This is a genomic window from Roseobacter sp. SK209-2-6 (genome assembly GCF_000169455.1).
GTDB lineage: Bacteria > Pseudomonadota > Alphaproteobacteria > Rhodobacterales > Rhodobacteraceae > Pseudophaeobacter.
Window position 1 is genome coordinate 126,071 of the sequence record NZ_AAYC01000004.1, and the last position, 24,506, is coordinate 150,576.

Sequence of the window (24,506 nt, forward strand, 5' to 3'; positions counted from 1 at the left end):
AAGTGAGGTCGCAACGGGGCCTATCGTTCACCGCCACCTTGGACGGAGAGGATAACACGGGTTGCTTTGCCGTCCTGGGAGACGGCTCCTGGCAAGAGTGTTTGCGCAGATAATCTGGATGGAAGTTTTTGAAAGGCCTCTGCTGTTTCCTGTGCGGCATTCAGCATCGAAAGCAAAGCCGGGGATGTTGCTGCAACAAAGTGACCAGACTCTGCTGTATCGGAGAAATCGGTAGTATCCACGACCTCTATCGGAAGATCAGACAGGGCATCAATGGACTGCAGATTGCCAAGTCGTTCCCGACTGTGGGTTCCGCGAATACGCTGCGAAATATTGAGGATCGTGTCTTTTTGAGAGGTAAAGACAACAAAGGGTTTTGGCACTCTTTTGATCCGGCGCATCTGGCTGCGAAACACATCCAGATCCAGATCAGGAGACATCAGAATTACCCCACCCAGGTTCCTTTCTGACCAATCCGGGGTGGCGATTTCTATTTGACGAAGCGTTTCCATGGTGAGAACCGATCCCATGGAATGCGCGACCAGCACAATCCGGCGCGCACCAGTACCGGGGAGTCGGCGTAGGAGGGTCTCCAGACCATCTCGAGCAAACAAAATACTGTCGCCATCGTAGGCATAGCCCAAAGGGCTGCCTAGGCTTGGCCAGGAATAGATGACTGTGGCGCCTGGGGTTTCGATATCATGTGTTAGCTGCGCAGCCCGAAAGGCGGTCTCGGCCTGGGTAGAGTTGAAGCCATGAATGAATATCGTAACATCCCGTTCTTTCGCTGGCAGAGACAGGAGTTCTTGTCGCATGCGGCGATCAAATTCGCCAAACTCGTCAAATTCCCGCCTCCCGGCTATGGTGAACTCTTGGGCGGGGTTCGGCTTATCATATCCGAAATCAAGCTTCCCTGTCTGATGGCTGGGAGGGATGGAGACGGTAAGTTCCAATAGGCTGAGCGTCTCACTGCGCTTTGGTCCGAAATAGCCGTCCATGCCCTTCTCACGGGTTGTAGCAGTAAAAATGGTCTTTGGTGTTCCGATTTCCAAAGCCTCTGGAACGGTGGGTGAAATGCTCCTGTCGGTGCAGGCGGATAGCAAAGCAAGACAAAAGCCGACTAAAAGAAAGCGCATTTCAGGATCCCGTAAACAAATCGCCCACAGGCTAACCTGCCTGCGGGCGATTTAAAACTGGATGGGTTGGCAAAACCCGAAATCAAGCGATTTAGAGGACGTATCGGCTCACATCGGTGGATTTGCTCAGCTCACCTAGATGTTTGCCAACATACTCTGCATTGATGAAAATCTTCTCGCCGCTGCGGTCAGGCGCAGTAAAGGACAGCTCCTCAAAGACGCGCTCTATCACAGTGTAGAGGCGACGCGCGCCTATGTTTTCAACCGATTGATTGACCTCTGCCGCGATCTTGGCCAGGGCCGCAATCCCATCTTCGGTGAATTCGACCTCGACCTCTTCGGTGCCCATCAAGGCAGTATACTGGAGCGTAAGAGCATTGTCGGTTTCGGTTAGGATGCGGACAAAATCCTCTTCGCTCAGCGCACGCAGGTTCACACGGATTGGTAGACGACCTTGGAGTTCTGGCAGCAGGTCACTGGGTTTGGCGATGTGGAAAGCACCTGAAGCAATAAAGAGGATATGGTCGGTCTTGATCGGGCCATGTTTGGTGCTGACGGTTGTGCCTTCGATCAGTGGCAGCAGGTCACGCTGCACACCTTCGCGGCTGACATCGCCACCACGCGCATCAGAACGGGCGCAGACCTTGTCAATCTCATCCAGGAAAACGATGCCGTTCTGCTCAACGGATTCGAGGGCTGCACGGGTGACTTGCTCATCATCCAGAAGCTTGTCTGCCTCTTCCCCAATCAGCACCTCATAGCTCTGGGCAACACTCATCCTTTTTCGAATAGTGCGACCACCCATGGCTTTCCCAAAGATATCTCCCAGGTTCAGCATGCCCATATTGGCACCGGGCTGTCCGGGGACCTCGAACATATTGCCCATTGGATTGGAGCTATCGGCCAGGTCCAACTCGATCTCAGTGTCGTCAAGCTCACCCGTTTTGAGTTTTTTGCGAAACATTTCGCGGGTGGCCTCACGGGCGTCTTCGCCGGCAATGGCTTCGATAACCCGATCTTCAGCCGCCTTATGAGCCTTGGTTTTTACATCTTCGCGCATGTATTCGCGGGTTTGCAAAATAGCAGCATCAGCCAGATCACGAATGATCTGTTCCACGTCGCGTCCCACATAGCCCACTTCGGTGAATTTGGTTGCTTCCACCTTGATAAAGGGCGCACGTGCCAGTTTGGCCAGACGGCGCGAAATCTCTGTTTTACCAACACCCGTGGGGCCAATCATCAGGATGTTCTTTGGATAAACCTCATCACGCAGATCATCGGCCAATTGCTTTCGCCGCCAACGATTCCTCAGGGCGACGGCCACGGCCCGCTTGGCGTCCTTTTGGCCAATGATAAACCGGTCCAATTCGGAAACAATTTCGCGAGGGGTCAAATCAGTCATATTCTTCTGCTTTCCTGTTTCATCAGGAACCTAATCATGCAGGGGAAAAACTCAACCCGATCACGAGCGGATCACAGCAAATGGTACAGATTTCACGGGCCCTCATAGGCCTGTGAGGCTGGGTATCTTTTTATCTTTCCTAATGCCCTGATGCAGCCAGGTACAAGGCCCGGAACAAGGAGGATTTCCCATGCTGAACCGTCGTTCTTTCATCACTGCCGCTGCAGGTACAACCATTGCACTCACCGCTGCAGGCACTGCAACAACCGCTATTGCAGGTGGACTCAAAGGTCATTTTGAAGGTCGCTCGAACCATGTGACCTCTGGTTCGGTCAAAGTTGTTGAAAAGAATGGTCGCTATATTGTTGAGCTGGGCCGCGACTTCTCCTTGGATGGGGGGCCTGATCCCCGCGTTGGGTTTGGCAAGGATGGTCACTACGACTCCAACAGTACCCTGGGCGCACTGCTGGACCTGAAGGGCAAGCAAAAGTACGCGGTGCCGGCAACCATGGATATCTCGGGCTACAACGAAGTCTATATCTGGTGTGAAGTAGCTGGTGTTCCTTTGGGTGTCGCCACAATCAAATGATTGGCAAATGAGGGCCGGGTTCCGAACCCAAAATGCCAAACGCCTTAACGAAAGCCGCCTGCGAGGGCGGCTTTCCTGCTTAATGCGCAGGGGGAAGACGATCCAAGGGTAAGACACGCCCCAGAGGAGCGAGGAGTACCATTCTTATCCGGCTCCAGAATGCGCCCAAGGCAACCAGGATAAACCCAAGGATGAGAACCGTCATCGCCGCACCTTCACCGTCAAAGACAGTCGCAGCCAGGGTGACGCTATAGCCGATAGCGGCAATCAAGAAAGAGCGCCGGTCAATCACGATAGCGACCAGAGCAAACCCCAAGAGCACGATCATCAACAGCAGCTGGGATCCGGCAGTTCCGCTTTCCAGCAGGCTGAGGGCAATGGTATTGACCAGGGCAGGGGCCGCAACGACATGTAGCCAGAACCCCTGCGCAGACCGTCGCGTCACCCGATGCGGATCACTGAGGTCAAAAGCCATGGCCACCGCAAAGACGCCGAGCCCCACAAGAAGGGTGATCCAGGCAAAAGGTCCAGAGGCTGAGAATAGGAACAGATCGCTCAAACCCGCTGGGGTGCCGGCTTGCTGTGCGGCCATCATCAAAGCGATTGCAAAGATCCCCAGCGCGATTTGCGCCATGGCAAAGGGCACTTTGAAGCGCCACCAGAATAGAGCAATCGCCCCTGTTGTCATGGCCATGGGCAAGGGTAGACTGGAATAGTCGTTTTGTGCGATCATGAAAACCTGAGAGAACTTTGCCGTGAGCCCAGTGCTGGCGTTGACCGACCATAAGAGCGAGAGCGCAATCGCAGGTGCCACCATGCGGCGCTTGCGAATGAAATACTCCGCCAAGCCCCAAAGAGCGAGAGCACCAATCGTTGAGGCCCAGAAAGCCTTATCAACAAATCCACCCAGACCACCGGCAATCGATAGACCAGTGACTGCAGCATAGCCCGAAGCCAGAATAAGCAGTCCGATGACAATGAAGATCTCGTTGAACCCCTTGAACAGCTCAAAGGGTTCATCCCCCGGGGCAAGGTTCTCGCGCGCGCCGCGTCGACTATGGGCCAGAGCCAGCAAGGAAGCCGCTTGGGCTTCACTCAACAGGCCAGAGCCAACCGCGGCTCTGATGTCTTCCTGTTCAATCTGCCCCACCTCAGACCTCGGGGCAGATGGTTTCAACGGTCAGGCGACCATTGGTGTAAACACAGATGTCGGCGGCAATCGCCATCGCATCCCGCGCCACCTGCTCGGCGTTGCGATCACTATCCATCATGCCCCGCGCTGCGGCCAAAGCAAAGTTACCGCCAGATCCAATGGCGGCGACGTCATGTTCAGGTTCCAGAACATCACCGGCCCCAGTGATGACCAGCAATTCTGTGCCGTCAGAAACAATGAGCATGGCTTCAAGTTTCTGCAGGTATTTATCTGTTCGCCAGTCCTTTGCCAGTTCGACACTTGCGCGGGCGAGTTGGCCAGGTGTGGCTTCCAGCTTTGCCTCCAACCGTTCCAGCAGCGTAAAGGCATCTGCGGTTGAGCCGGCAAAACCAACTACGACGTCAAAGCCACCCGGCGACAATCGCCGGACCTTGCGCGCGGTGCCCTTGATGACGGTCTGCCCAAGCGAGACCTGACCATCCCCGGCTATGACGACTTGGCCGCCTTTTTTTACTCCGATGATGGTTGTTCCATGCCAGCCCGGGAATTGATCATCTGCCATAAATGCCTCCAGTTTCTGTCCTGCCTATATGGAATCATCGCTTCGACTGTACAAGGCAGGCGACAGCATTCGGCAGGCTACGGACATTAACCAATTGTTCATGTGCTATGCACGCGCTGCAATTCGGGGCTGTCAAACTGGCAATTGTGAGACTCACTTGCTGCGCCTATCTCTTCCCCATCGGCGGCTGAAACGCCCGAACAGATAACTCAAGGAATAGTGCAATGACGACCGCAAACATCCATGCGCCGCTGGGCGCTGTCTCTGTCCTTCGCTTGGTGGACACCTTTTATCACCTTCGTGATGACCTTGTGGAATGGAATGAAAACCGCAAGACCCGTATCGCTCTGAGCAAGCTGACCTCAGCGCAGCTCGAAGATATTGGCCTGTCCCAGGCAGACATCGCCAAGTTCTGATCTGTAAAACAGAAGTCAGAAAAGATGAGCCGCTCCAGATTGGGGCGGCTTTGTCTTTTTGTGGCTCCTATTCTGGTCAAAAGTATCAAGCTTTGGATCGGGAGCTCAGCTTATAAGAGCGAGAAAGGTCTGGAAGCCAAGCTTCGACCGCAGCGGTTGCCACCACGTGGAAGGCTTCTGAATTGCTGTCCTGAACATTCAATCCACCGTGCACTGCACGCACAGACGCGAGCCCGCGTGGTAAATCGCTTGCAACCAGGTCACAGTCCACTTTTTCGGGTTCCTGTACCGCGATGGTCACCTCAACCCGCATTTCCTTGTGATCGATCCCAAGTTTGGAAAAGAGCGTGATAGAGGAATGATGCAGGGCGTCCTGCACAGCGCGCCGCGCGGCCTTGGTGTAATCCTGACCATAGAGGTCGTTGCCCGTGCCCATCTCCAGGATGATGCGCTTTTCACTTCCTTGCGTGCTCATTTTACTGCCTCCAGGTCAAAGGAAACTTTTATGGCCGCATTGGCGATCACGGTCTTGCCGGTGGTATGTGGTTTCACAATATCCAGCCCGCCGCGTGTTACAGAGATTGTTGGTTGCCCATAGGGGAATATCTCTGCCAGGGCCTGGCAATCTACCTCATCTGGCTGTTGCACGCCGATTTCCGCATCAATGATCATGGCTTCCTTTGGAAAGCCAAAGAGTTCCGCCATGTTGACCGAGTTATGCCAGAGCGCATCTTTGATCGCGCGTTTAGCGGCTTCGGTGTAATCCTCGCGTCTGAGCGATGTGCCCATACCGAATTCGACGAGTACTCTTGTTTTGGCCATGCCTGCCTCCTGTAGCTTTGATGGGCAAGGTGCACCGCCAGAGGCAGGGAAGGAAAGGGCCAGATTAGCCGGGAAGGCAAGCCAGGAGGATCACCCCTCTGCTCTCAGCAGGTCTCGAACTTTGGCGGCCTTTTCAAAATGGTCCAACTGATGGGTTTTGATCCACCACTCCGCCACCTGCATCAGCAGAACCGGGTCATCGTTGCGGTTCTTGAAAAACGCATAGAAGGAGAGCCCAACAGCATCGCCCTTTTTGGCGATTTTGGCGTCACAAACGGCGATGGCCTTTGCCTTGAACTTCGGAGTCATAGCATTGCCTTTCAAATGAAAAAGGCGCCCTCGCAGAGAGCGCCTTTGACGAAGGGGTAAGACGGGATCAGATCGACTCGTCGATCCAGCTCTGCAGCGCTGCTTTTGGTGCCGCGCCGGCACGGTTGGAGACAACCTGGCCGTCCTTGAAGATGAACAGCGCCGGAATGCCGCGCACACCCATGGCAGCAGCGGAGTTCGGGTTGCTGTCTACGTCAACCTTGGCAATTTTTACTTTGTCACCATATTCCGCGGCCAGTTCTTCCAGCGCAGGGCCGATCTGCTTACAGGGGCCGCACCATTCGGCCCAGAAGTCCACAACAACGGGAACGGAGGAGTTTTTGACTTCGGCATCAAAGGTTTCGTCAGTGACGGCTACGGTGGACATTAAGATGTCTCCTGAGATCTGATTTTGGCAACTGAAGGGGAACCTATGTAGGGCTTAACCAATCGTCAAGGTTCCAGCGATTGGAAGAGTGCATCTGTCACAACTTCGTGCGGTAGCATCATCAGCTGTGCCATGCGGGTCCAGATAATTGCGGTTCGGATTTCCTTATCCGGATAGATCTGCCCCAAAGCATGGGCATAGGCGCCCATTTGACGCAATAGCCCATCGGGGCAGTCCCCGGCCGATTTTGGGGTCGTGGCGTTGGATTTGAAATCCACCGCAAGAACATAGTCAGAAGTGATCACCAAACGGTCGATGATGCCGTAAAGCTTGTGCTGACCCAAATCTGCGGTAATGGCTACCTCCGCCAGACTGTCCGGTGCAAAGACATGTTCAAGATCCCGGGCCAACAGCACCGCGCTAGCCTCATCCAAAAGTTCCTTTTGGTCATGTACGCCAGAAAGCAAGGCGGTGGCGCGCTCTTGCCATTGCTCTGGCGGAAGCAGCGGAAGGTGTTCCAAAAGCAGATGCAGCCGGGTGCCGCGCGCCTTAGCTTCCTCTTCATCCAGACCCCGATCCCCTGGAAGTGCTTTTGCTCCTCCCAGATCGGATGGGCTGACAGCGGGGGCAGGGGCCAAGTAGTCCGGGGCCTTTTGCAAAAAAACATCTGGCAGGCTTGGCAGAGCCGAGACAGACCGTTCCTTTTCGACATAAGGGAGAGCGTCCCAATCACCATGCTCCAGCCTCAGCCCGGTGCCACCGGGATGCTCGTGATCAACCGCACCGCTGGATTTGAGGGCCGCTTCGACTCGCTGATACCAAGTGTCGCCCTCTTTTGAGAGATCGCCGGCGGCCCCCACGATCAGCCACTTTTCAGCCCGTGTTAGAGCCACATAGAGGAGCCGGAGTCTTTCGTTCTGCTGTTTTTCCTGCGCCGTATTTCGGGCAGATAGCAGCAGATCCGGCATCTGCTCCTTGGGCAGTTTCCACAAAGGCGTACCTTCGGCGACCATGATCTCAGCATCGCGTGGCGCATTGCGTTTGGCGGTGTCCGGCAGGATCACAATCGGCGCCTCCAAGCCTTTGGAGCCATGTACCGACATCACCCGCACCATGCCCTCTGCCGCGCCCATCTGACGCTTGATCTCCAAATCATCGGTCTGCATCCAGACCAGAAACCCGGTGAGGCTTGGAATGTCGGAGCGTTCGTAAGACAGCGCCTGACTGAGGAGCGCGTTGATCCCGTCTTCGGCCTCTGGCCCCAGCCGACCCAGCAGTTTTTGCCGTCCCTTGTGGCGGGTCAGGATCCGCTCGATTAGATCAAAGGGGCGCAGGAAATCGGTCTGGCCACGCAGATCATCTAGGATCCCCATAGTTTGAGGGAATTCGCTTTTACGCTTACGCAGTGCTTCCCATAGGTGCTGCTTCCCATCCCGCCGGTGCGCCAGATCAAACAGCATCTGTTCGCTCCAGCCAAAGAGCGGCGATTTCAGCGCCTCGGCAAGGGCCAGCGAATCTTCAGGTGTCGACAGGAAAGACAGCAGAGAAGCAATGTCCTTCACCGCCAGCTCTGCCCCGACCTTCAGCCGGTCGGCGCCGGCGATGGGCAGGTCAGCCTTTTTGCAGGCACGGATGATTTCAGAAAACAATTCAGAGCGGCGCTGCACCAGAATGAGGAAGTCGCCCGCATGTACGGGCCGCCGCTCGAAGGTCATCTGCCCATCCGGGCCCTTCGGCCCGTCGATCGGCAGGGTGACCTTTTGGTCAATCATATCCTTGATCTGCTGCGCGATGCGTTCGGCCAGGATGACGGTATGATGGCGCTTGCCCGGCCGGTCCACCGGATCGGTCCAGTCCACCTCCTCATCGTCATCGGGTTTTTCCACCACTGGCCAAAGGTCTACCCGGCCCGGCAGATCCACCTTAAAGGCGCGGTGCAACGCGTCGCGCGGAAAACCGGCGGCGTCCTGGCCCTGAAACACCAGATCCACCAGCCTCAGGATGGCAGCAGAGGAGCGGAAGGAAAACTCAAGCGCTGCATTCTGCAGTCCGGCACCGGTCTCTGCCAGCCTGTTGCCGAACTCCCGCTGCATGCGGTCAAAGGCATCCGGGTCGGCCCCCTGGAAGGAGTAGATCGACTGCTTCTTGTCCCCGACCACAAAAATGGTGCGCTCAACCCCGGAACGGGCCCCCTCGCCGGCGGTGAATTCCTGCGCCAGCTTTTCGATCACATCCCATTGCACCGGGCTGGTGTCCTGGGCCTCATCGACAAGGATATGATCGATGCCCCCGTCCAAACGATAGAGCACCCAGGCGGCCACTGCCGGGTCATTCAGCAATTGCCGCGCCTTCAGAATCAGGTCGTCAAAGTCGAGCCAGCCGCGCAGCTGCTTTCGGCGCTCATATTCCGGCAGGAAGGCCTGGGCGAATTGATGCAACTCCCAGGATTTGCGCAGGGCGGTGAGGGCCAGGCGTTTTGCGCGTGCATCTTCAACCCGCCGCATCAGCGGCTCTACCCGGTCCATCAGCGCCAGATTTGCCTCGCGCAGTTTCTTGGTGGGGAATTTCCCGATTTTTGCAGAAAAAGGCGCGGCCGCGCTAGCACCGGTCAGAAAGATACTTTCCAAATGCGCTAGATCCGCAAGCGCGGGCGCATCTATAGATGCCAGCTTTGCAGCGGCGCGCTGATCTGTTGTTCCACCGGATTGCAGCAGTGATCGAAGCTCTGCCAGAACCTCTGCCTCGCCGCCCAAAAAGACAGATTGCTCCAGCGATTGCCTATCAAATCCGTCGGGTAGGTCGAAACGCTCCTGAAGCTCTGCATAACTCAGAGGAGTAACAAACTCTGCCCGGCGTTGGCAGATGGCAGCGGTCAGATCTTCAAAATCGCTGCCGCCAACGTGGCGGGCGAGAGGTTCCACCAAATGAGAATGGTCTCCCTTGGCAAAATCCTCGACGATTTCGGCGCGCAACAAGGCCGCCGCGCGATCCTCCATTTCGGAAAACTGCGGGCTGACACCGGCCTCCAGTGGGAAACGGCGCAACAGCGACGAGCAGAAAGAATGGATGGTCTGGATTTTCAGCCCGCCAGGAGTTTCGATGGCGCGGGCAAAAAGCGTACGGGCCTGTGCCAGATCCTCGCCGGTAATCTGAACCTCACCCAGGTCGATCAGAGCAGCGGTCAGCTTGCCGTCTTCCAGCATCGCCCATTCACCTAAGCGTTTGAACAGCCGGTTCTGCATCTCGCTGGCAGCAGCTTTGGTATAGGTTAGGCAGAGGATATGTTGCGGCTGAACCCCCTTCAGCAGCAGGCGGGCCACCCGGTCGGTTAGCACTTTGGTCTTGCCGGAACCCGCATTCGCGGCCAACCAGGTGGAGGCATCGGGTCGGGCGGCGCGGAACTGCGCCTCGGAGGCGGCATCGCGCTGTTTCACTGCGGTGCTCATGTCAGATCCTCCGGCTGCGGCTCAGCGGCCCGGTCCCATTCGCCAAAGCGCGCCAGGTGGTCGTAATCCCCGGCCAGATCATCCCGGTGCACCATCCGGCGGCTAGAATAGCCTTGATTAGGGTCGAAATAGGCTTCGATAAGTTTCTTCAGCTCCTCCCAAATTTTTGCCGGAGGTTCTTCAGACAAGGGGGCGGCGACCTCTTTCAGGCTGCTGCCGATACCAAGGAAGGCAGCGCTGGCGACATCTGCCGGGCCAAGGTCCTTAAAGGCGCCTTCTTCTGCCATGGCGGCCTCAATCAGCAGCTGTTTTTCGAACTTCTTCTGCTGCGCCTCTGAAGGCGGCGCGCCGGTTTTGTAGTCGTAAAGATGCAGAAACCCGCGCTCGTCCTGGTCGATCCGATCAGCTCGGCAGGCGATGGTGAAATCAAGCGGCTCCAGCCGAGCTTCGCCCTTGGCTTCAAAGGCAACAGGGCGGGCGCGATTTTGGCGTTCCTTTTCGCCGGTTACAAAATCCTCGGCCAGTTTCTCGATGCGAGAGTGCCACAGGAGGCGGGCAACCGGCCAGGGCACGTGCTCTTGTAATAGCTCATCTGCCATAGCGGTGAGGTTCGCTGCGGTCAGCCCTTCGGGGTTGTCCTGGCAAGTTTTGATGAATTTTTCAAAGACCTCATGCACCACGATACCGCGCAGCAGTGCATCCGGTTCCTGCACCAGTGGATCCAGGGGGCGCAGGCGCAGCACGTGTTTGGCGTAGATCGCATAAGGATCGCGGATCAGACGCGGGATCTCGGTGATGGTTAAGCGCCGCGGCCTGGATGGGACTGGCGGCTGCGGGGAAGGACGCTTGGCTGGATCGGCTGGGGCAGGGGCCTCCAGCGCCTCGGCCCAGTCAAGCCAGACTTGGCCACGGTCAAGCATCCCAGTCAGAGCTGCTTTGCCGCCCTGATCGGGCAGACCTGCCAGCAGATTGGTCAGGCGGTTGAGCCAACGGGAGGGAACTGTGTCGGCCTCATCGGTGCGGGCCGCGCGGGTCAGCCAGACCTCTGGCGCGGCGATGGCCTGCTGGAAGTCATGGGCGGCCAGGCCGATGCGGCGTTCCGGCAGCAGGAGTCCTGCCTGGTGGCGCAATTGCCTATTGAGCCAGGGATCCGGTTTGGCCGCCTCTGGCCAGCTGCCCTCATTCAGACCGCCCAGGATGACCAGATCGGCCCCCTGCACGCGGGCTTCCAGCGTACCCCAGATCATGATGGAGCCATAGGGGGCATCGCGGTCGCGTACCTCACCCTGTGAGAGGATCGCCCCCAAAAGATCGGCAAAATCGCGCGCGCTCATCTCGCCACCATGAAGAGCCTGTGCTTCGAGATCCTCAAAGAGTGCCAGCGCCGTTTGGCCAGCTTTCTTTTCCCAAAGCGGCCCAGTTTCACCAGCGGCCAGGTTTTGGCTGCCAGCAGCGATCGCTTCGGCCCTTTGCCGCAAGAGTGCGACCCAATTGGTCAGTGCCTGCCGATCTGAAACCTCTTGCGCGGCAAAGTTATCTGCCAGCCAGTCCACCCAACCTGGCAGTAGATCCCGCCCGGTTGCGAATTGGTAGAAACTGTCTGCATCGGGAAATGGAGGCCCATTGCGACGGATATTCAGCTCAAAATCACGAGTATGGCGCAGGTGCTCTCCCCGTTCTGCATTGGGGCCGTCATGAGTCAGCGGATGCTTTAGCAGGGTCAGAAGAGCATCTGACGTAAGTGGCTTGCAGAACAGCTCTGCCACGTGGCGAAGAAAACGACCAGGTGGGGTCAGTTGCAAGGGCAGGCCAGCGGAATCATCTGGCAGGATGTCCCAGCGGTCCAGTGCTGCAGAGACCTGGCGCGTCAACATTCGGTCAGGTGAGATAAGCGCCGCTGTTTGCCCGTCTTCGGCTGCCTGACGCAGACGCAATGCAATGGCCAGGGCCTCTGCGCGGGGGCTCGGGGCTTCGACAAGGGTTATTTGGGCGCAGGCGCTATCTAGGTCCTGCAACTCTGGGCCTTCCTGCATCCAGGCATTGGTTACTGGAGCAGGGCGCAGCGCCAAAGACACCAAGCGATTGCGGGCAGGGCTTACAGGCGCAGTTTTGGTCCAGGGTCGGATATCTTCCGGGTCCAGATCGAGGTCTGAGATCAGTTTGGCAAAGCGGTATTGCGGGTGATCCTCAGAGGAGAGGGCATCCCTAAGATGGCTCCAAACAGTCAGCGGCTGGTCAAAATCATATCCAGGCAGGATCACGGCACCCTGGGGCAGTTTGGCTATGGCCTCCATCAGGATATGGGTGGTGCCGCGTGAACCGGTTGATCCAGCCAAAAGAATTGGATGCTGGGGAGGTGAGATCTCCCAACTCTCAATCAGATGGTGAACCAATTGGCGCTGCCGGGCCTGGGCATCCACGGCGCCTTCGTGCAGGTCGATGAATTGATCGACAATGCCAATGAATTGCTGTGCTCTGGCCCAATGGCCCGACATATCAGAAACATCGAGATTGCGGATTGCTTCGGTGTTGACGCCTTCGCTCTGCATCTCATCGATGAGGCCAGCCAGACTGTCTGAAAGATCAAAGAGAGAGGACCGCGCAGCCAGATCCGGTTGGGTTTCCAGCAGCTTTGCAATCAGTTGTGAGAGTTCCAACCGACGGCGCAGCGGTGGTAGGGCGGGGGGAAGATCTGCAATCACGCCGGTTTCAACCAGGGAAGACAGCAACCGCATCCGTGGCAAAAGCAAAGCGGGACCTGCCTCAAACAGGTTGCGCGTGCGCCGCGCCATCCGCGCGGTGTTGAGGATCAATTCAACCCGCGCCAAATTCTCTGGGCTGTGCTTTGCATTGCGCTGGATCAGGCCGCTGGCCAGGGCCTTAGGAAAATCCACACCTAGGGGAAGGGCAAAGACGCGTGGTTTATCTTGCGGTTCAAACAACATCTTTTGCGATCAAATCCTCAGCCAGGGCAATACCTTCAGGATGCCCGACATCGCACCAGTGACCGGGATATTCCACCGCAAAAAGCCGCCCTTCTTCAGCCATCTTGTTCCAGAGGAGATTGAGCGAAAATTTCCGATCTTCAATATCCTCCAAACCATCAGTCTTGAGGATCTGAATGCCTCCATAGACCAGGTCGCCCCCACGGCTGATGTTCCCGCTCTGATCCACAGAGAAATCACCCCCACCGCTTCGCCCGTGGCACCGGGTTACCGGGATGCATACCAAAAGCGCATCCATTTTCGCAGGTTCCCAGGCATCACGCGCCACCGCAAAAGGGTTTTCTCCTGTCCAGATCACATCCGTATTGGCGGTGAAAACCGGATCAGAACCCAATAGAGGCAGAGCATTCTTTAGCCCACCGCCCGTGTCCAGAACCTCTGGCGTCTCATGGCTTAGCAGCACACCCCTGGGGGCCAGGTAATCCTCAAGCATCTGCGGCAGGTAATGCAGATTGGCGACCGCCTTTGGGGGGCTCATTTCCTGCAGAAGTTCCAGAGTGTGACCTATCAGAGGTTTTCCAGCGACCTCGATCATGGGCTTTGGGCGGTCTTTTGTCAGGGATTTCATCCGGGTCCCAAAACCGGCAGCAAAGAGCATGGCATTCATGGGCGCAGGCGCTGTCATGGGCGTAGCTTTGCCAGGTTTTCCGGCGTGGGTTCGGGCAGAACCTCCAGCAGCCAATCAGCAAGGGAGGCAACCGCAGGTTCTTCAAGCCCATGACGCACATGGCGCCAAACGCGCGGCATTAGATCCAGATAGCTGGTCTTGCCAAAATCGAGGGAAAGCCGGGCAAAGACCCCCAGAATACGCAGATTTCTCTGAAGGCCGATGACGGAATAGGCGGCGCGGAAGCCGCTCTCCTCAACTCCCGTGATCTGCAGATAGCGGTCTATCATCTGCATTTCGATGGCCGGAGGAACATCCCGACGAACGTCTTGTAGAAGAGAGACCAGATCATAGGCACGATGTCCGGACCGGGCGTCCTGAAAATCAATGACACCGACGCGGGCGACCCCTTCGCGATCTGGGATCCACAGCAGATTCTGGGCGTGAAAATCACGGTGAACAAAAACCACATCACCACGCACATTCTGGCGCAGGATATCTTCAAACTGGTTCTCGAATTTTCGCTGCAGCTTTGTATCTTCGGTACCGGTTATGCCACCAAGATAGCGGCTTATTACCAATCCGGACAGCTCTGCCATGGCTCGTGGGCCCAAAGGTTCCAGCTTTGGCACCGGGGCTTTGTGCAGGGCTGCGAGCAGATCCGTTGCGGCATTATAGAGCGGTACCTCTTGGCTGGGATCCGCAGCGATCACATCAAAGAAAAGATCGTTGCCCAGATCTTCGATCAACAACAGCCCACTATCCAGGTCCTCACCCAGTACTGCGGGGGCGCTGACCCCCTGCGTGCGCAGATAATTTGCTATAATGGCAAAGGGTTTTTGACTGCCGCAATTCTGAGGATCTGCATCCATCAGGATCAAACTGCGCCCATCCGGGCTGCTTAGCCGTTCGTAGCGGCGCTGAGATGCATCACCTGACAAAGGTTTGCGCTGCCAATCCCCGCGACCGGTACGTTGCAAGAACTGAGAAATCAGTGTTTCACGATTGCTCATCCAAGTACTCCTTGCTGACTTGCCCGATAAGATTCTGCCACTTTTCATCGCTGAATGTTATGGTTATCTGCCGCGCATCTTCTGCCTGTGGAACAAGCGACAAAGAAAGATGCAGCGCGTGGTTGGGCCAGTATTCGCCAAGTCGATCAGGCCATTCGATCAGGCAAATGGCGGTTTCCATTGCTTCACTCAGGCCGAGTTCCTCAATCTCATCGAGTGAAGTCAATCGGTAGAGATCCGCATGCCAAAGCTCTGTTTCGGGTAGATCGTAGCACTGCACCAGGGTGAAGGTCGGAGAAGGGACATCTTCCTCTCGGCCCAATCTGGATTGGATCAATGCCCTGGCAAAATGGGTTTTGCCTGCTCCGATTGGGCCTTCCAACAACAGGCAATCGCCAGGGCTCAGAGATTTGGAAATCTTCGAGGCCAAAGTGGTCGTGTCATCCGGGGTGGGGAGCAAGAAAGTCAGGGTGGTCATGGTCATGGCCGCACAATGACCTTCCCACACAAATGCTGCAAGCCGGAAGGAGTGCATCGTACCCTTCCGGCTTGAACTAGAATTCCTTGAGTCAGTTTAACTTTGGTCGGTGATCGCGAACTTCTGTTGTTCCACCGGCGGAAGGCCGGGGTTCGGGGCTTGGAAACTGACCAAAGTTGCTCCGTTCTGGAGAGCGCTGACCTTGCAGACTAGTGCGGTTCCGTCGCGCAATTGTACATGGGCCCACCAGGGGGTACGCACCTCATTGCCGGCGACAAAATCCCTGATCTCTCCCCAGACAGAGGTTGCATTGCAGGTATCTTGCCAGACGCGCGCGGCATCCATGATAGAAACCTTTGCAAAGCTGGTGTCCGGATCCATTTTCCACAGCTCATGATAGGTGGTGTTGGAAAAGCTCATGGTGCCTTCATTAGTGAAGACGGCGATTGCTTCGTCCATCTGGTCCAGGATCGACTGACCAACCTCAAGTTCGGAACGGAACTGACGGGTCAGGGTGACCTCCGCGGTGATATCCTCGAAGAGAAAGGCGATTGCGCCATCGGGATGTGGACGACCGGAGACGGAGTAGACCGAACCAGAGGGGAGCGACCAAGTTTCTTGATACCGGCCTTCGGCAGCGGCTTCCAACAAGTCTTCGATCTGATGACGCCAGCTGGAATAGTTCTTTGGCTCCGGCATCATGCGCTGATCGCGCAGCCGGTCAAAGAAGGTCAGCAGGGTCGGGCGAGAGCTTAGGAAACTGGCGGGAAGCGCTGTCAGATCGATCAAAACAGGATTGAACAGTACCAGCTGACGATTTCTATCAAAGATCGCTAGGCCGATCGATAGCTGTGCAAAGGTTTTTGCGAGGGTCTGGACGAAATTGCGCTGGGCGATTTCTGCGTCGACCACCGCATTTACATCAACCGCATGGCAAAGCCAGCCAGCCTCTGTCTCGGTTGTCGAGATATTGTACCAAAGGCGCTTGTCGCTCTCTGGCAGCGGGATAGAGATCCGTTCCGGTTTGCCGCTGGACATGGGTTCTTGCAGATTGCTGAACATAGGCACCGAGAAGTCGGCATTTCGACCACGCAGTTTATTGCTAAGATCATCATAGGCGAGGTTCGACCAGGTTACCAAACCTTCCTCGGACTGCAGCCAGACAGGATAGGGGGCCTGATGCACTGCGGCGCGCAATGTCGTGAGCTCTTGGTCCAGGCTTTTGTTTTGCTCTTCCAGGGTGCTGCGGCGAAGCTGGACACGGGTGATTCCATCAATCCATTCACAATGCGCTTCACGGCTTTCGGCGGAGGCGGTGCCGGAAAGAACAAGAGGGCCGACATCCTTTAGAAAGCTCGGATTTTGTGGCAGACCTGGGTAGTTTCTGGCCAATTGGTCGCGTAGCATGTTCCAGCTGAAATGCTCTGTATGCTCACCAATGAACTTGCGCGCGCCAGATGACCAGCCGATTAAACTGTCGTCATCAAACAAGAAAACAGCGTCCGTACGCCCATCTCCAACCAGGAGATCCTGCTCCATTCCCTTCGCCTTAGGCTCGGGAGAAAGCCACCACACTGCTGCCGCTGCTGTTGCGCAGCACAATGTGATCAGCATAAACCACTCGACCGAGATGATGTTCTGCATTGTTTTCCGCCTATGTCAGAGCTTTGTTGCTCCTATGGTGTCTTAAAAATGGTTAAATCAAGTTTAATTGGTTGCCAAAAAATGAATAGCTAAACTTCTATCCATTTATTTTCCCCCAAAGGTACGGCGTTCTCACCTTGGAGCGCATCAATCTTTGAGCGAGGCCATTTCACTTCGACATAAGCACCACAACGATCACTTGGGTGTGGGTCCGGTCTGCTGGGACCATTAGAAAAGGTCAGTTGGGCTCCAGTGCGTTCCAAGAGCGTCTTTGCGATGAACAAACCAAGGCCCATTCCACGATACTCGGGGCGCTGCTTGCGGTCACTCTCGTTCCGCCGCCGCCGCATAAATGGGTCGCCAATACGCCCCAGGAGGTGGGGCGGGAAGCCGTGGCCATCATCCATGATTTGTAGTGTGATGCTTTCCTCGTCCCATGCGGCCTCGATCCAAACCTGAGCGCGGGCGAAGTCGACGGCATTTTGAACCAGATTTCGCAACCCATGGATAATCTCGGGCTTTCGCAGGATCGTCGGCTGTTGATAGCTGCCGCCAACTAGTGGACCCTCTTCAAAGATGATGTCTTTGCCGCGGTTGAGATGTGGTTCAGCGGCTTCATGAACGACGGTTGAAAGCGGGGCCTGGCGCAGATGCAGGTCATCTTTGCCGGCGCGCCCCATATCGCGCAGGATATCGCGGCAACGGTTGGCTTGCTCTCTGATCAGTGCGGCGTCTTCGCGCAGGTCGGGACGGTCTTCCAGTTCTTCGATCAATTCGGCACTAGTGAGTTTAATCGTCGCAAGGGGGGTGCCCAGCTCATGCGCGGCTGCAGCGACCACACCACCAAGATCGGTGAGTTTCTGCTCCCGAGAGAGTGCCAATTGGGTTGCGGCCACTGCGTCTGACATGCGCCGGATCTCGGTACTGATGCGGAATGCATAGGCGCCAATAAAGACAATCGCGATCACGATAGCGGTCCAGTTGCCAAACACAAAGACATCGGGAATACGCAGGATAAAACCCTGCTCGGTTCGCAAAGGCAGGTGAAACTCTGCCATGAGTGTGACCAGAATGATGGCGGAGCCACCGATCAACAGAGTGGAACGCAGACTCATCATTGCGGCAGAGATCGTCACCGGGGCCAGAACAAGCAGGGCAAAAGGATTGTTGAGCCCGCCTGTCAGGTAGAGCAGGAACCCGAGCTGAAGCAGGTCAAACAAGACCATCAGAAAGTTCTCAAACTCCGAGAGGCGTTTGTTTTCCGGAAACACAAAGATTGCCAAGAGATTGCTGACAACCGAAATCCCGATCGCCAGAATGCAAAGGCCTAGTTCCAGCTGCAGATTATAAAGCTGTTGTGCCACGGTGATAGCGATAACCTGGCCAGCAATGGCAACCCAACGCAAAACGATCAAGGTGCGCAAGCGGATCCAGTGGCTGCGTTCCTGCCCCTGCATGAGGCCGAATTGAGTCTCGCTCATCGCATCTATCCCAGTTTTGTTGCTGCTCTCAAAGCTGTGACGCCTTGTGCCAGTTGCATTGGCTGCGTTTCTTGATAGGTCTGGCGCATGACACGATCAACTCTCCTGCATCAACAACTAGTGTGATCATATGACACGTTCTTACGCAATTATCGCCGCCGCCTTTATCGCTGCTCTGGCTGGGGGCACCTGGTATGCCACCCAGGGTGGTCAGACCGGAGGGGATAAGTTTGCCCAATGTCGCAGCAGCCAGATTGCGGGCGGAACCGCTGCAATTGGTGGCCCATTGGAGCTGCTGAATGCAAATGGGGAAACCGTGACGGAGAAAGAGATCTTCACCGAGCCATCTATCCTTTACTTCGGCTATACCTTCTGCCCGGATGTTTGCCCCATGGATGTGTCTCGCAACGCTGAGACGATCGATCTTTTGGCCGAGCAGGGTATCAGCACCACGCCGGTTTTTGTCTCAATTGATCCGGATCGCGATACGCCAGAAGTCGTGGGTGATTTTGCCTTTAACATCCATGAAAAGATGATCGGCCTCACGGGATCAATGGAGCAGGTCAAAGCAGCAAGCCGTGCCTATAAGACCTATTTCAAGAAGCAGGATGGGGACGAGGATTATTATCTGGTCGATCACTCAACCTTCTCTTACCTGGTTCTGCCAGGCGAAGGTTTTGCAGAGTTTTTCCGCCGCGACGAGACCCCGGAACAGATTGCTGAAAAAGTCTCCTGTTTCGTCGAAAACATGTGAGTTTTTCCAGCTGTTTGACCTTTCCAGGCAAGGCAGTAAAATCACATTCAAGATTACGCGTAGAACAGGTGGGGAATAGGCATGGCAGAAAACGCTCTGCAGGAGATTGGATCGGATAAATCCCTCTTGCTTGTGGATGACGATGAACCTTTTCTGCGCCGGTTGGCCAAAGCGATGGAAAAGCGCGGGTTCGAAGTTGAAACCGCTGATTCTGTTGCAAGCGGCAGTGCCATAGCGACAGCGCGCCCACCCGCCTATGCGGTAGTCGATCTGCGGTTGGAAGACGGCAATGGATTGGATGTTGTCGAAGTGCTGCGCGAGAAACGCCCGGATAGCCGCGTTGTTGTGCTGACTGGCTATGGGGCAATTGCAACCGCGGTTGCCGCAGTAAAGATCGGTGCGACGGATTACTTGTCAAAGCCCGCCGATGCCAGCGATGTAATGAATGCTCTTCTCTCTGGAGAAGATGAACTGCCGCCCCCGCCCGAAAACCCCATGAGTGCGGATCGTGTGCGCTGGGAACATATTCAGCGCATTTATGAGCTTTGCGATCGTAATGTTTCAGAGACAGCGCGGCGTTTGAATATGCACCGGCGCACCCTGCAACGCATCTTAGCCAAACGCAGCCCGCGTTAAAACGCAGCATGCGGGATATCTCTAATCGACCGGAGGACCAGCCCTTACCGGAAGGTGGGTGGTCGGAAGAATCCCTGGCTCTTGCGGATGCCTGTGTGGTGCCGCCTAAGGTAAGTGCCTTGGTGCAGCCTGCAGGGGTGTTATACGCGGATGGTAGCTATTGCCCGCAGGCAGCACTCTGGCGCCGGTATCGCCCAATAACAACGCAGCCCGAAACACCACCGACCGTCGAGAGATCTCTGAACGGGCGCTGGCTCTGGGGCGGGGTTCTTTGGGCGCATTTCGGGCATTTCCTGGTGGAAAGCACCTCGCGCCTCTGGGGCTTGGCCCATCTAAAGCATGAAGTGCGTGGCGTTTTATTTATACCAAAACGGCCAGCAAGTGGGAGCGACATCCAAGGTTTTCACCGGGAGTTCCTTTCTCTGATTGCGCCGGAGTTGCGCATTCATGTTGCTGCCGAACCAACCAAAGTGGAAGAACTGATCGTGCCGGGGCAGGGGTTTGGTCTGGGTCGGATCACGCAGGGCACCCGAAAGTACCGCAATGCTATCCATAGTCGATTTGCCCGGGATGTCAGGCCGGACGGGCCCGAGAAGCTTTATATCTCCCGCTCTGCTCTGGGATTGGGCAAAGGGGGATTGCTAGGTGAAGAAAAGCTGGAACACTATCTGGAGGCCGAAGGCTATGAGGTGTTTCACCCGCAGGATCACAGCATGCGAGATCAGATCGCGCGATACAAAGCAGCGCGACATGTGATTGCGGCGGATGGCTCTGCGCTGCATCTCTTTGCATTGGTGGGGCGCCCGGATCAAAAAGTGGCAATCATTATGCGGCGCGAGTCCGGCGCCAGCAATCTATTGGCTGACAATGTTGCTGGTTTCTGCCGCCGCGACCCGCTGGTCATAGATGCTTTGCGTGCTGAATGGGTCCCGCAGGAAAAGCAAAGGTCGAGCCGGCTTAGCTTTGGAGAATTGAACCATAGCATCATAGGAAAAGAACTCGCCCGTCACGGGTTCATTTCCGGTGACGGGGAATGGCAAAGCCTATCACGGGCCGCCTGTCGGCGGCTCCTTGAAACAAAGGGGCTCGGCGGAGAGGGTGGCTTTGTGATGGCACCCAAGTATCGCCGGAAGCGGAAAGCGGTAAAGCAATAGGCTAGTTGGGCAGGGGGGAGACTCCGATCCGTCTAGCCCCGACCTGCCTAGTTTTCGTCGGTTCTGTTCTCTTCTTCGAAAACCTTGCGGGCCGCGCGAAAACACTCCAGCGCTTGTGGGACACCACAATAGATACCGATGACGTGGATGATTGCGCGGACTTCTTCTTTGGAAACGCCGTTGTTGCGGGCACCGCGACAGTGCAACTCCCATTCGTGCATTTTCCCCAGGGCTCCGATCATGGAGAGATTCATCATGGAACGGGTTTTTGCGTCGATGACATCGTCTCCCCAGCCAAAACCCCAGCACCAAGCGGTCATGGCCTCTTGAAAGGGACGGGTGAAGTCGTCTGCAGCTGCAAGGTTCTTCTCAACATAATCAGCCCCTAAGGTGGCTTTTCGTTGTTCCATCCCCTTTAGAAAGAGGTCTTCGTCAAATGTGCTCATCATGGCGCCTTTCATAGACTAAAAGCTGGGCTGTAGTTCCCACCTTCCCCTGCGGTTAAAACGTCGTGGTTTTGGCCTTCCCTAAAGCGATGCCAAAAGCGCTTTGTGGCGCGCGACAAAGGCGCAGCGCACTTCGAGTGGCGGACGTAGTGCGATATGCAAGCCTTGAACCACTTCCGCTTTAGGAGTGCCAAACAGCTTGTTTGCCTCTTGCTCAGAAAAACCGGCGATTTGTACCGCTTCCATTCGGGCGCTGATTTTATCAGCGCGCTTGATCTGCGACTTGATTGTCTTTGGCAGCACTGCGGGCAGCCCAAAGCGGAGGTGAATAGCCGCTGTCAGCCTTTGGTCCAGCTCCTCATAGCCGGGCCCAACGGCAGCTTTCACTGGGGAGATCATGTCACCGATCACGTATTCCGGTGCATCGTGTAACAGCGCTGCGAGGCGCCATTTGATTGGTGCTTTTGGATACATACGTTTGAACAGTGCTTCAACCAAGAGGGAGTGCTCAGCAACGGAATAGGCAAAATCCCCCTGCGTTTGTCCGTTCCACCGCGCCACAAAAGCAAGACCATGCGCAATATCGCTGATCTCAATATCCATGGGTGTCGGGTCCAGCAGATCAAGCCGACGCCCGGACAACATGCGCTGCCAGGCACGAGGAGATTTTACAGCCATAGACGAGAGTTCCAGTCCCAGAGTTTTCAGGAACCTGCCTAGCGTTTCTTCCTTGCCGGCGCAAATAGCAGCGGGTGAAAAAGGACTGTTCGGGCGTGATGAACACACGAAACCCCGCGATCTGGTGAAGGGCTGTGAGATTGAAAAACAGCCTCTCAACACCCAGATATATAGTACCGCAGGGGCCCAAATAGCCCGATAGGCATGCCCCTTTTGGTGAGAAGTGACTCAACAAAATTGGAGCTTGTCATGTTCAAACGTCTACTGTCCTCCGCCCTTATCTTTGGTATGGCAGCCATTGCCCCGCCGGCTTTTGCCAACAACTGTGCCCCACGTGAGGGCCTGATCGAGCAGCTGCAAGATAGCTATTCCGAAAGTCTCTCCGCGGCTGGGCTGCAGAACTCACAGAATACCGACACAGTGATAGAAGTCTGGAGTTCTGATGATACCGGTACATTTACAGTGCTGGTCACGCATCCCACTGGGATCAGCTGTGTAGTTGCCTCAGGGAAGAACTATTTTGAGGTTCCTAGGCCAAAGGTTCTGCCTGGTGTGGCCAGCTAGTACCCCTTTGCCCGGCCATTCTTCACAGATGTTCCTTATCCGGCCATCTTCGTTGCTTATAAACCTTTGTGGTGTTACCTCCGGCAACCAAGATTACTCGTAACCGGATAGGAGCAGAAATGGCCGGGGACTATATTGTCAAAGACATCGAGCTGGCCGGGTTTGGCCGCAAGGAATTGAACATCGCTGAAACCGAAATGCCAGGCCTGATGGCGCTGCGTGAGGAATACGGTGAAAGCAAACCGCTGAAGGGGTCGCGCATCGTGGGTTCCCTGCACATGACCATCCAGACAGCGGTTCTGATTGAAACCCTGGTGGCGCTGGGTGCGGATGTGCGTTGGGCGTCGTGCAACATCTTCTCGACCCAGGACCACGCGGCGGCGGCGATTGCGGCGGCGGATATTCCGGTCTTTGCCATCAAGGGCCAGTCGTTGGAAGAGCATTGGGACTACCTGGACCGCTCCTTCATGTTCCCTGAAGGCCCCAACATGATCCTTGACGATGGCGGCGATGCGACGCTGTATATTCTGCTCGGCGCCAAGGCCGAAGCAGGTGAAGATCTCGGCGTGCCGACCTCGGAAGAGGAAGAGGTGATCCACGCGCAGATCAAGAAGCGCATGGCGGCCAGCCCGGGCTGGTTCACCAAGACCCGCGAGGACATCCAGGGCGTCTCTGAAGAGACCACCACTGGCGTGCACCGTCTCTATGACCTGGTGAAGCGCGGCGAGCTGCCCTTCCCGGCGATCAACGTGAATGATTCCGTCACCAAGTCGAAGTTCGACAACAAATACGGCTGCAAGGAATCGCTGGTCGACGGCATCCGCCGCGCCACCGACACCATGATGGCCGGCAAGGTTGCCGTGGTCTGCGGCTATGGCGACGTGGGCAAGGGTTCTGCCGCTTCCCTGCGTGGTGCAGGTGCGCGGGTGAAAGTCACCGAAGCCGACCCGATCTGCGCGCTGCAAGCGGCCATGGACGGCTTTGAAGTGACCCTGCTGGAAGATGAGGTGGCAACCGCCGATATCTTCATCACCACCACTGGGAACAAGGACGTGATCCGCATCGAGCACATGCGCGAGATGAAGGACATGGCCATCGTCGGCAACATCGGCCACTTCGACAATGAGATTCAGGTGGCGAACCTGAAGAACCACAAGTGGACCAACATCAAGGAACAGGTGGACATGATCGAGATGCCCTCAGGCAACCGTCTGATCCTCCTGTCCGAAGGCCGCCTCTTGAACCTGGGCAATGCCACCGGCCACCCGTCGTTTGTGATGTCGGCCTCCTTTACCAACCAGGTGCTGGCTCAGATCGAGCTGTTCACCCGTGGTGATGAGTACAATAACGAGGTCTACATCCTGCCCAAGCACCTGGACGAGAAAGTCGCCCGACTGCACCTGGGTCGTATCGGCGTCAAGCTGACCCAGCTCAGCTCTGAACAGGCCTCCTATATCGGTGTAAAACCTGAAGGCCCCTTCAAGCCTGAGCATTACCGCTACTGATCGTTTTCGCGAACCAGTAGGAATTTTGAGCCGCCCAAAGCTTCTTTGGGCGGTTTTCCTTTTTTCCCTGTCTGCTTTGGCACTTAGCGCTAAATGAAAAGTAGAACCTTGAATCTGAAGCGGATGAGATACCGGCAATTTGAAAGATATTTTCCGTGCTTATGATTTGCCAAGTTATATCCATGCGTCGTATTGATGAGAAACCAGCCAGGATGGCAGGACCGAATTTCAAACGCGTGTGGTGGTTTTAGGAGCACGCGGGGTGAGAGGGAAGATCCTGTCAGTTTGTGACGGGATCTTCCCTTTTTTCGTTTGGGA

The 24,506-nt window shown here is 56.0% G+C and carries 24 protein-coding genes; 7 read left to right on the plus strand and 17 right to left on the minus strand.

What is annotated here, in order from left to right; all coding sequences use genetic code 11:
* Positions 1-20: 20 nt before the first annotated feature.
* Together RSK20926_RS08025 and hslU are read right to left on the minus strand one after the other, a co-directional pair.
* Complete coding sequence (locus tag RSK20926_RS08025; RefSeq protein ID WP_008205704.1) at positions 21-1,136, minus strand: alpha/beta hydrolase; 1,116 nt, start codon at positions 1,134-1,136, stop codon at positions 21-23.
* 91 nt (positions 1,137-1,227) lie between these two features.
* Entirely contained in the window at positions 1,228-2,538 is a 1,311-nt protein-coding gene (gene hslU / locus RSK20926_RS08030; protein WP_008205706.1) for an ATP-dependent protease ATPase subunit HslU, read from the minus strand.
* 190 nt (positions 2,539-2,728) lie between these two features.
* Between hslU and RSK20926_RS08035 the strand changes: the two genes are divergently transcribed.
* A complete protein-coding gene (locus RSK20926_RS08035) occupies positions 2,729-3,127 on the plus strand; it encodes a DM13 domain-containing protein (RefSeq protein WP_008205707.1) in 399 nt (132 codons plus the stop codon).
* A gap of 79 nt (positions 3,128-3,206) precedes the next feature.
* On the opposite strand, the gene RSK20926_RS08040 is transcribed toward RSK20926_RS08035, so the two are convergent.
* Together RSK20926_RS08040 and hslV are read right to left on the minus strand one after the other, a co-directional pair.
* Positions 3,207-4,277: a hypothetical protein gene (locus tag RSK20926_RS08040; protein ID WP_008205709.1), complete on the minus strand. Its 1,071-nt coding sequence runs from the start codon at positions 4,275-4,277 to the stop codon at positions 3,207-3,209.
* A 1-nt stretch (position 4,278) separates the two neighbouring features.
* Positions 4,279-4,842 (minus strand): ATP-dependent protease subunit HslV, encoded by a 564-nt coding sequence (gene hslV, locus RSK20926_RS08045; RefSeq protein WP_008205711.1) that lies wholly within the window; start codon positions 4,840-4,842, stop codon positions 4,279-4,281.
* A 224-nt stretch (positions 4,843-5,066) separates the two neighbouring features.
* On the opposite strand from hslV, the gene RSK20926_RS08050 reads away from it, so the two are divergent.
* A complete protein-coding gene (locus RSK20926_RS08050; protein ID WP_008205713.1) occupies positions 5,067-5,258 on the plus strand; it encodes a DUF1127 domain-containing protein in 192 nt (63 codons plus the stop codon).
* Between the two features lie 85 nt (positions 5,259-5,343).
* Here RSK20926_RS08050 and RSK20926_RS08055 read toward each other — a convergent pair whose 3' ends face one another.
* The 11 genes from RSK20926_RS08055 to regB all read right to left on the minus strand — a co-directional run bounded on the left by RSK20926_RS08055 (position 5,344) and on the right by regB (position 18,451).
* Positions 5,344-5,733, minus strand: coding sequence for a Lin0512 family protein (locus RSK20926_RS08055; protein WP_008205715.1), 390 nt, complete (start codon positions 5,731-5,733; stop codon positions 5,344-5,346).
* Positions 5,730-6,080, minus strand: a complete 351-nt coding sequence (locus tag RSK20926_RS08060; protein WP_008205716.1) for a Lin0512 family protein — start codon at positions 6,078-6,080, stop codon at positions 5,730-5,732. Before RSK20926_RS08060 ends, RSK20926_RS08055 begins: the two co-directional genes overlap by 4 nt.
* 90 nt (positions 6,081-6,170) lie before the next feature.
* Complete coding sequence (locus RSK20926_RS08065) at positions 6,171-6,389, minus strand: DUF6500 family protein (protein WP_008205717.1); 219 nt, start codon at positions 6,387-6,389, stop codon at positions 6,171-6,173.
* Positions 6,390-6,456: 67 nt separating this feature from the next.
* Complete coding sequence (gene trxA / locus RSK20926_RS08070; protein ID WP_008205718.1) at positions 6,457-6,777, minus strand: thioredoxin; 321 nt, start codon at positions 6,775-6,777, stop codon at positions 6,457-6,459.
* A 65-nt stretch (positions 6,778-6,842) separates the two neighbouring features.
* Positions 6,843-10,223 (minus strand): double-strand break repair helicase AddA, encoded by a 3,381-nt coding sequence (addA, locus tag RSK20926_RS08075; protein ID WP_008205719.1) that lies wholly within the window; start codon positions 10,221-10,223, stop codon positions 6,843-6,845.
* The gene (addB, locus tag RSK20926_RS08080) at positions 10,220-13,168 is read right to left on the minus strand and encodes a double-strand break repair protein AddB (RefSeq protein WP_008205720.1); all 2,949 of its coding nucleotides are present in this window, start codon (positions 13,166-13,168) and stop codon (positions 10,220-10,222) included. The genes addA and addB overlap by 4 nt, the downstream gene beginning before the upstream one ends.
* Positions 13,158-13,853 carry a nucleotidyltransferase family protein gene (locus RSK20926_RS08085; RefSeq protein WP_008205721.1) on the minus strand — a complete coding sequence of 232 codons (696 nt, stop codon included), beginning with the start codon at positions 13,851-13,853 and terminating at the stop codon, positions 13,158-13,160. Before RSK20926_RS08085 ends, addB begins: the two co-directional genes overlap by 11 nt.
* Entirely contained in the window at positions 13,850-14,848 is a 999-nt protein-coding gene (locus tag RSK20926_RS08090) for an aminoglycoside phosphotransferase family protein (RefSeq protein WP_008205722.1), read from the minus strand. Before RSK20926_RS08090 ends, RSK20926_RS08085 begins: the two co-directional genes overlap by 4 nt.
* Complete coding sequence (tsaE, locus tag RSK20926_RS08095; RefSeq protein ID WP_008205724.1) at positions 14,835-15,332, minus strand: tRNA (adenosine(37)-N6)-threonylcarbamoyltransferase complex ATPase subunit type 1 TsaE; 498 nt, start codon at positions 15,330-15,332, stop codon at positions 14,835-14,837. The genes RSK20926_RS08090 and tsaE overlap by 14 nt, the downstream gene beginning before the upstream one ends.
* Positions 15,333-15,422: 90 nt before the next feature.
* Positions 15,423-16,970, minus strand: coding sequence for a PAS-domain containing protein (locus RSK20926_RS08100; protein ID WP_008205727.1), 1,548 nt, complete (start codon positions 16,968-16,970; stop codon positions 15,423-15,425).
* Positions 16,971-17,059: 89 nt separating this feature from the next.
* Positions 17,060-18,451, minus strand: coding sequence for a sensor histidine kinase RegB (regB, locus tag RSK20926_RS08105; RefSeq protein ID WP_008205729.1), 1,392 nt, complete (start codon positions 18,449-18,451; stop codon positions 17,060-17,062).
* A 130-nt stretch (positions 18,452-18,581) separates the two neighbouring features.
* Between regB and RSK20926_RS08110 the strand changes: the two genes are divergently transcribed.
* From RSK20926_RS08110 to RSK20926_RS08120, 3 genes are all read left to right on the plus strand, one after another.
* Complete coding sequence (locus tag RSK20926_RS08110) at positions 18,582-19,205, plus strand: SCO family protein (protein WP_008205731.1); 624 nt, start codon at positions 18,582-18,584, stop codon at positions 19,203-19,205.
* An 81-nt stretch (positions 19,206-19,286) separates the two neighbouring features.
* Positions 19,287-19,841, plus strand: coding sequence for an ActR/PrrA/RegA family redox response regulator transcription factor (locus tag RSK20926_RS08115; protein WP_008205734.1), 555 nt, complete (start codon positions 19,287-19,289; stop codon positions 19,839-19,841).
* An 8-nt stretch (positions 19,842-19,849) separates the two neighbouring features.
* Positions 19,850-20,995, plus strand: a complete 1,146-nt coding sequence (locus RSK20926_RS08120; protein WP_008205736.1) for a glycosyltransferase family 61 protein — start codon at positions 19,850-19,852, stop codon at positions 20,993-20,995.
* A gap of 47 nt (positions 20,996-21,042) precedes the next feature.
* Here RSK20926_RS08120 and RSK20926_RS08125 read toward each other — a convergent pair whose 3' ends face one another.
* Positions 21,043-21,441 carry a carboxymuconolactone decarboxylase family protein gene (locus tag RSK20926_RS08125; RefSeq protein WP_037254431.1) on the minus strand — a complete coding sequence of 133 codons (399 nt, stop codon included), beginning with the start codon at positions 21,439-21,441 and terminating at the stop codon, positions 21,043-21,045.
* An 81-nt stretch (positions 21,442-21,522) separates the two neighbouring features.
* Complete coding sequence (locus tag RSK20926_RS08130) at positions 21,523-22,119, minus strand: HD domain-containing protein (RefSeq protein ID WP_008205741.1); 597 nt, start codon at positions 22,117-22,119, stop codon at positions 21,523-21,525.
* Between the two features lie 249 nt (positions 22,120-22,368).
* On the opposite strand from RSK20926_RS08130, the gene RSK20926_RS08135 reads away from it, so the two are divergent.
* Both RSK20926_RS08135 and ahcY read left to right on the plus strand, forming a co-directional pair.
* The gene (locus RSK20926_RS08135) at positions 22,369-22,683 is read left to right on the plus strand and encodes a hypothetical protein (protein ID WP_008205743.1); all 315 of its coding nucleotides are present in this window, start codon (positions 22,369-22,371) and stop codon (positions 22,681-22,683) included.
* Between the two features lie 119 nt (positions 22,684-22,802).
* Positions 22,803-24,188, plus strand: coding sequence for an adenosylhomocysteinase (ahcY, locus tag RSK20926_RS08140; protein WP_008205745.1), 1,386 nt, complete (start codon positions 22,803-22,805; stop codon positions 24,186-24,188).
* Positions 24,189-24,506: the final 318 nt, after the last annotated feature.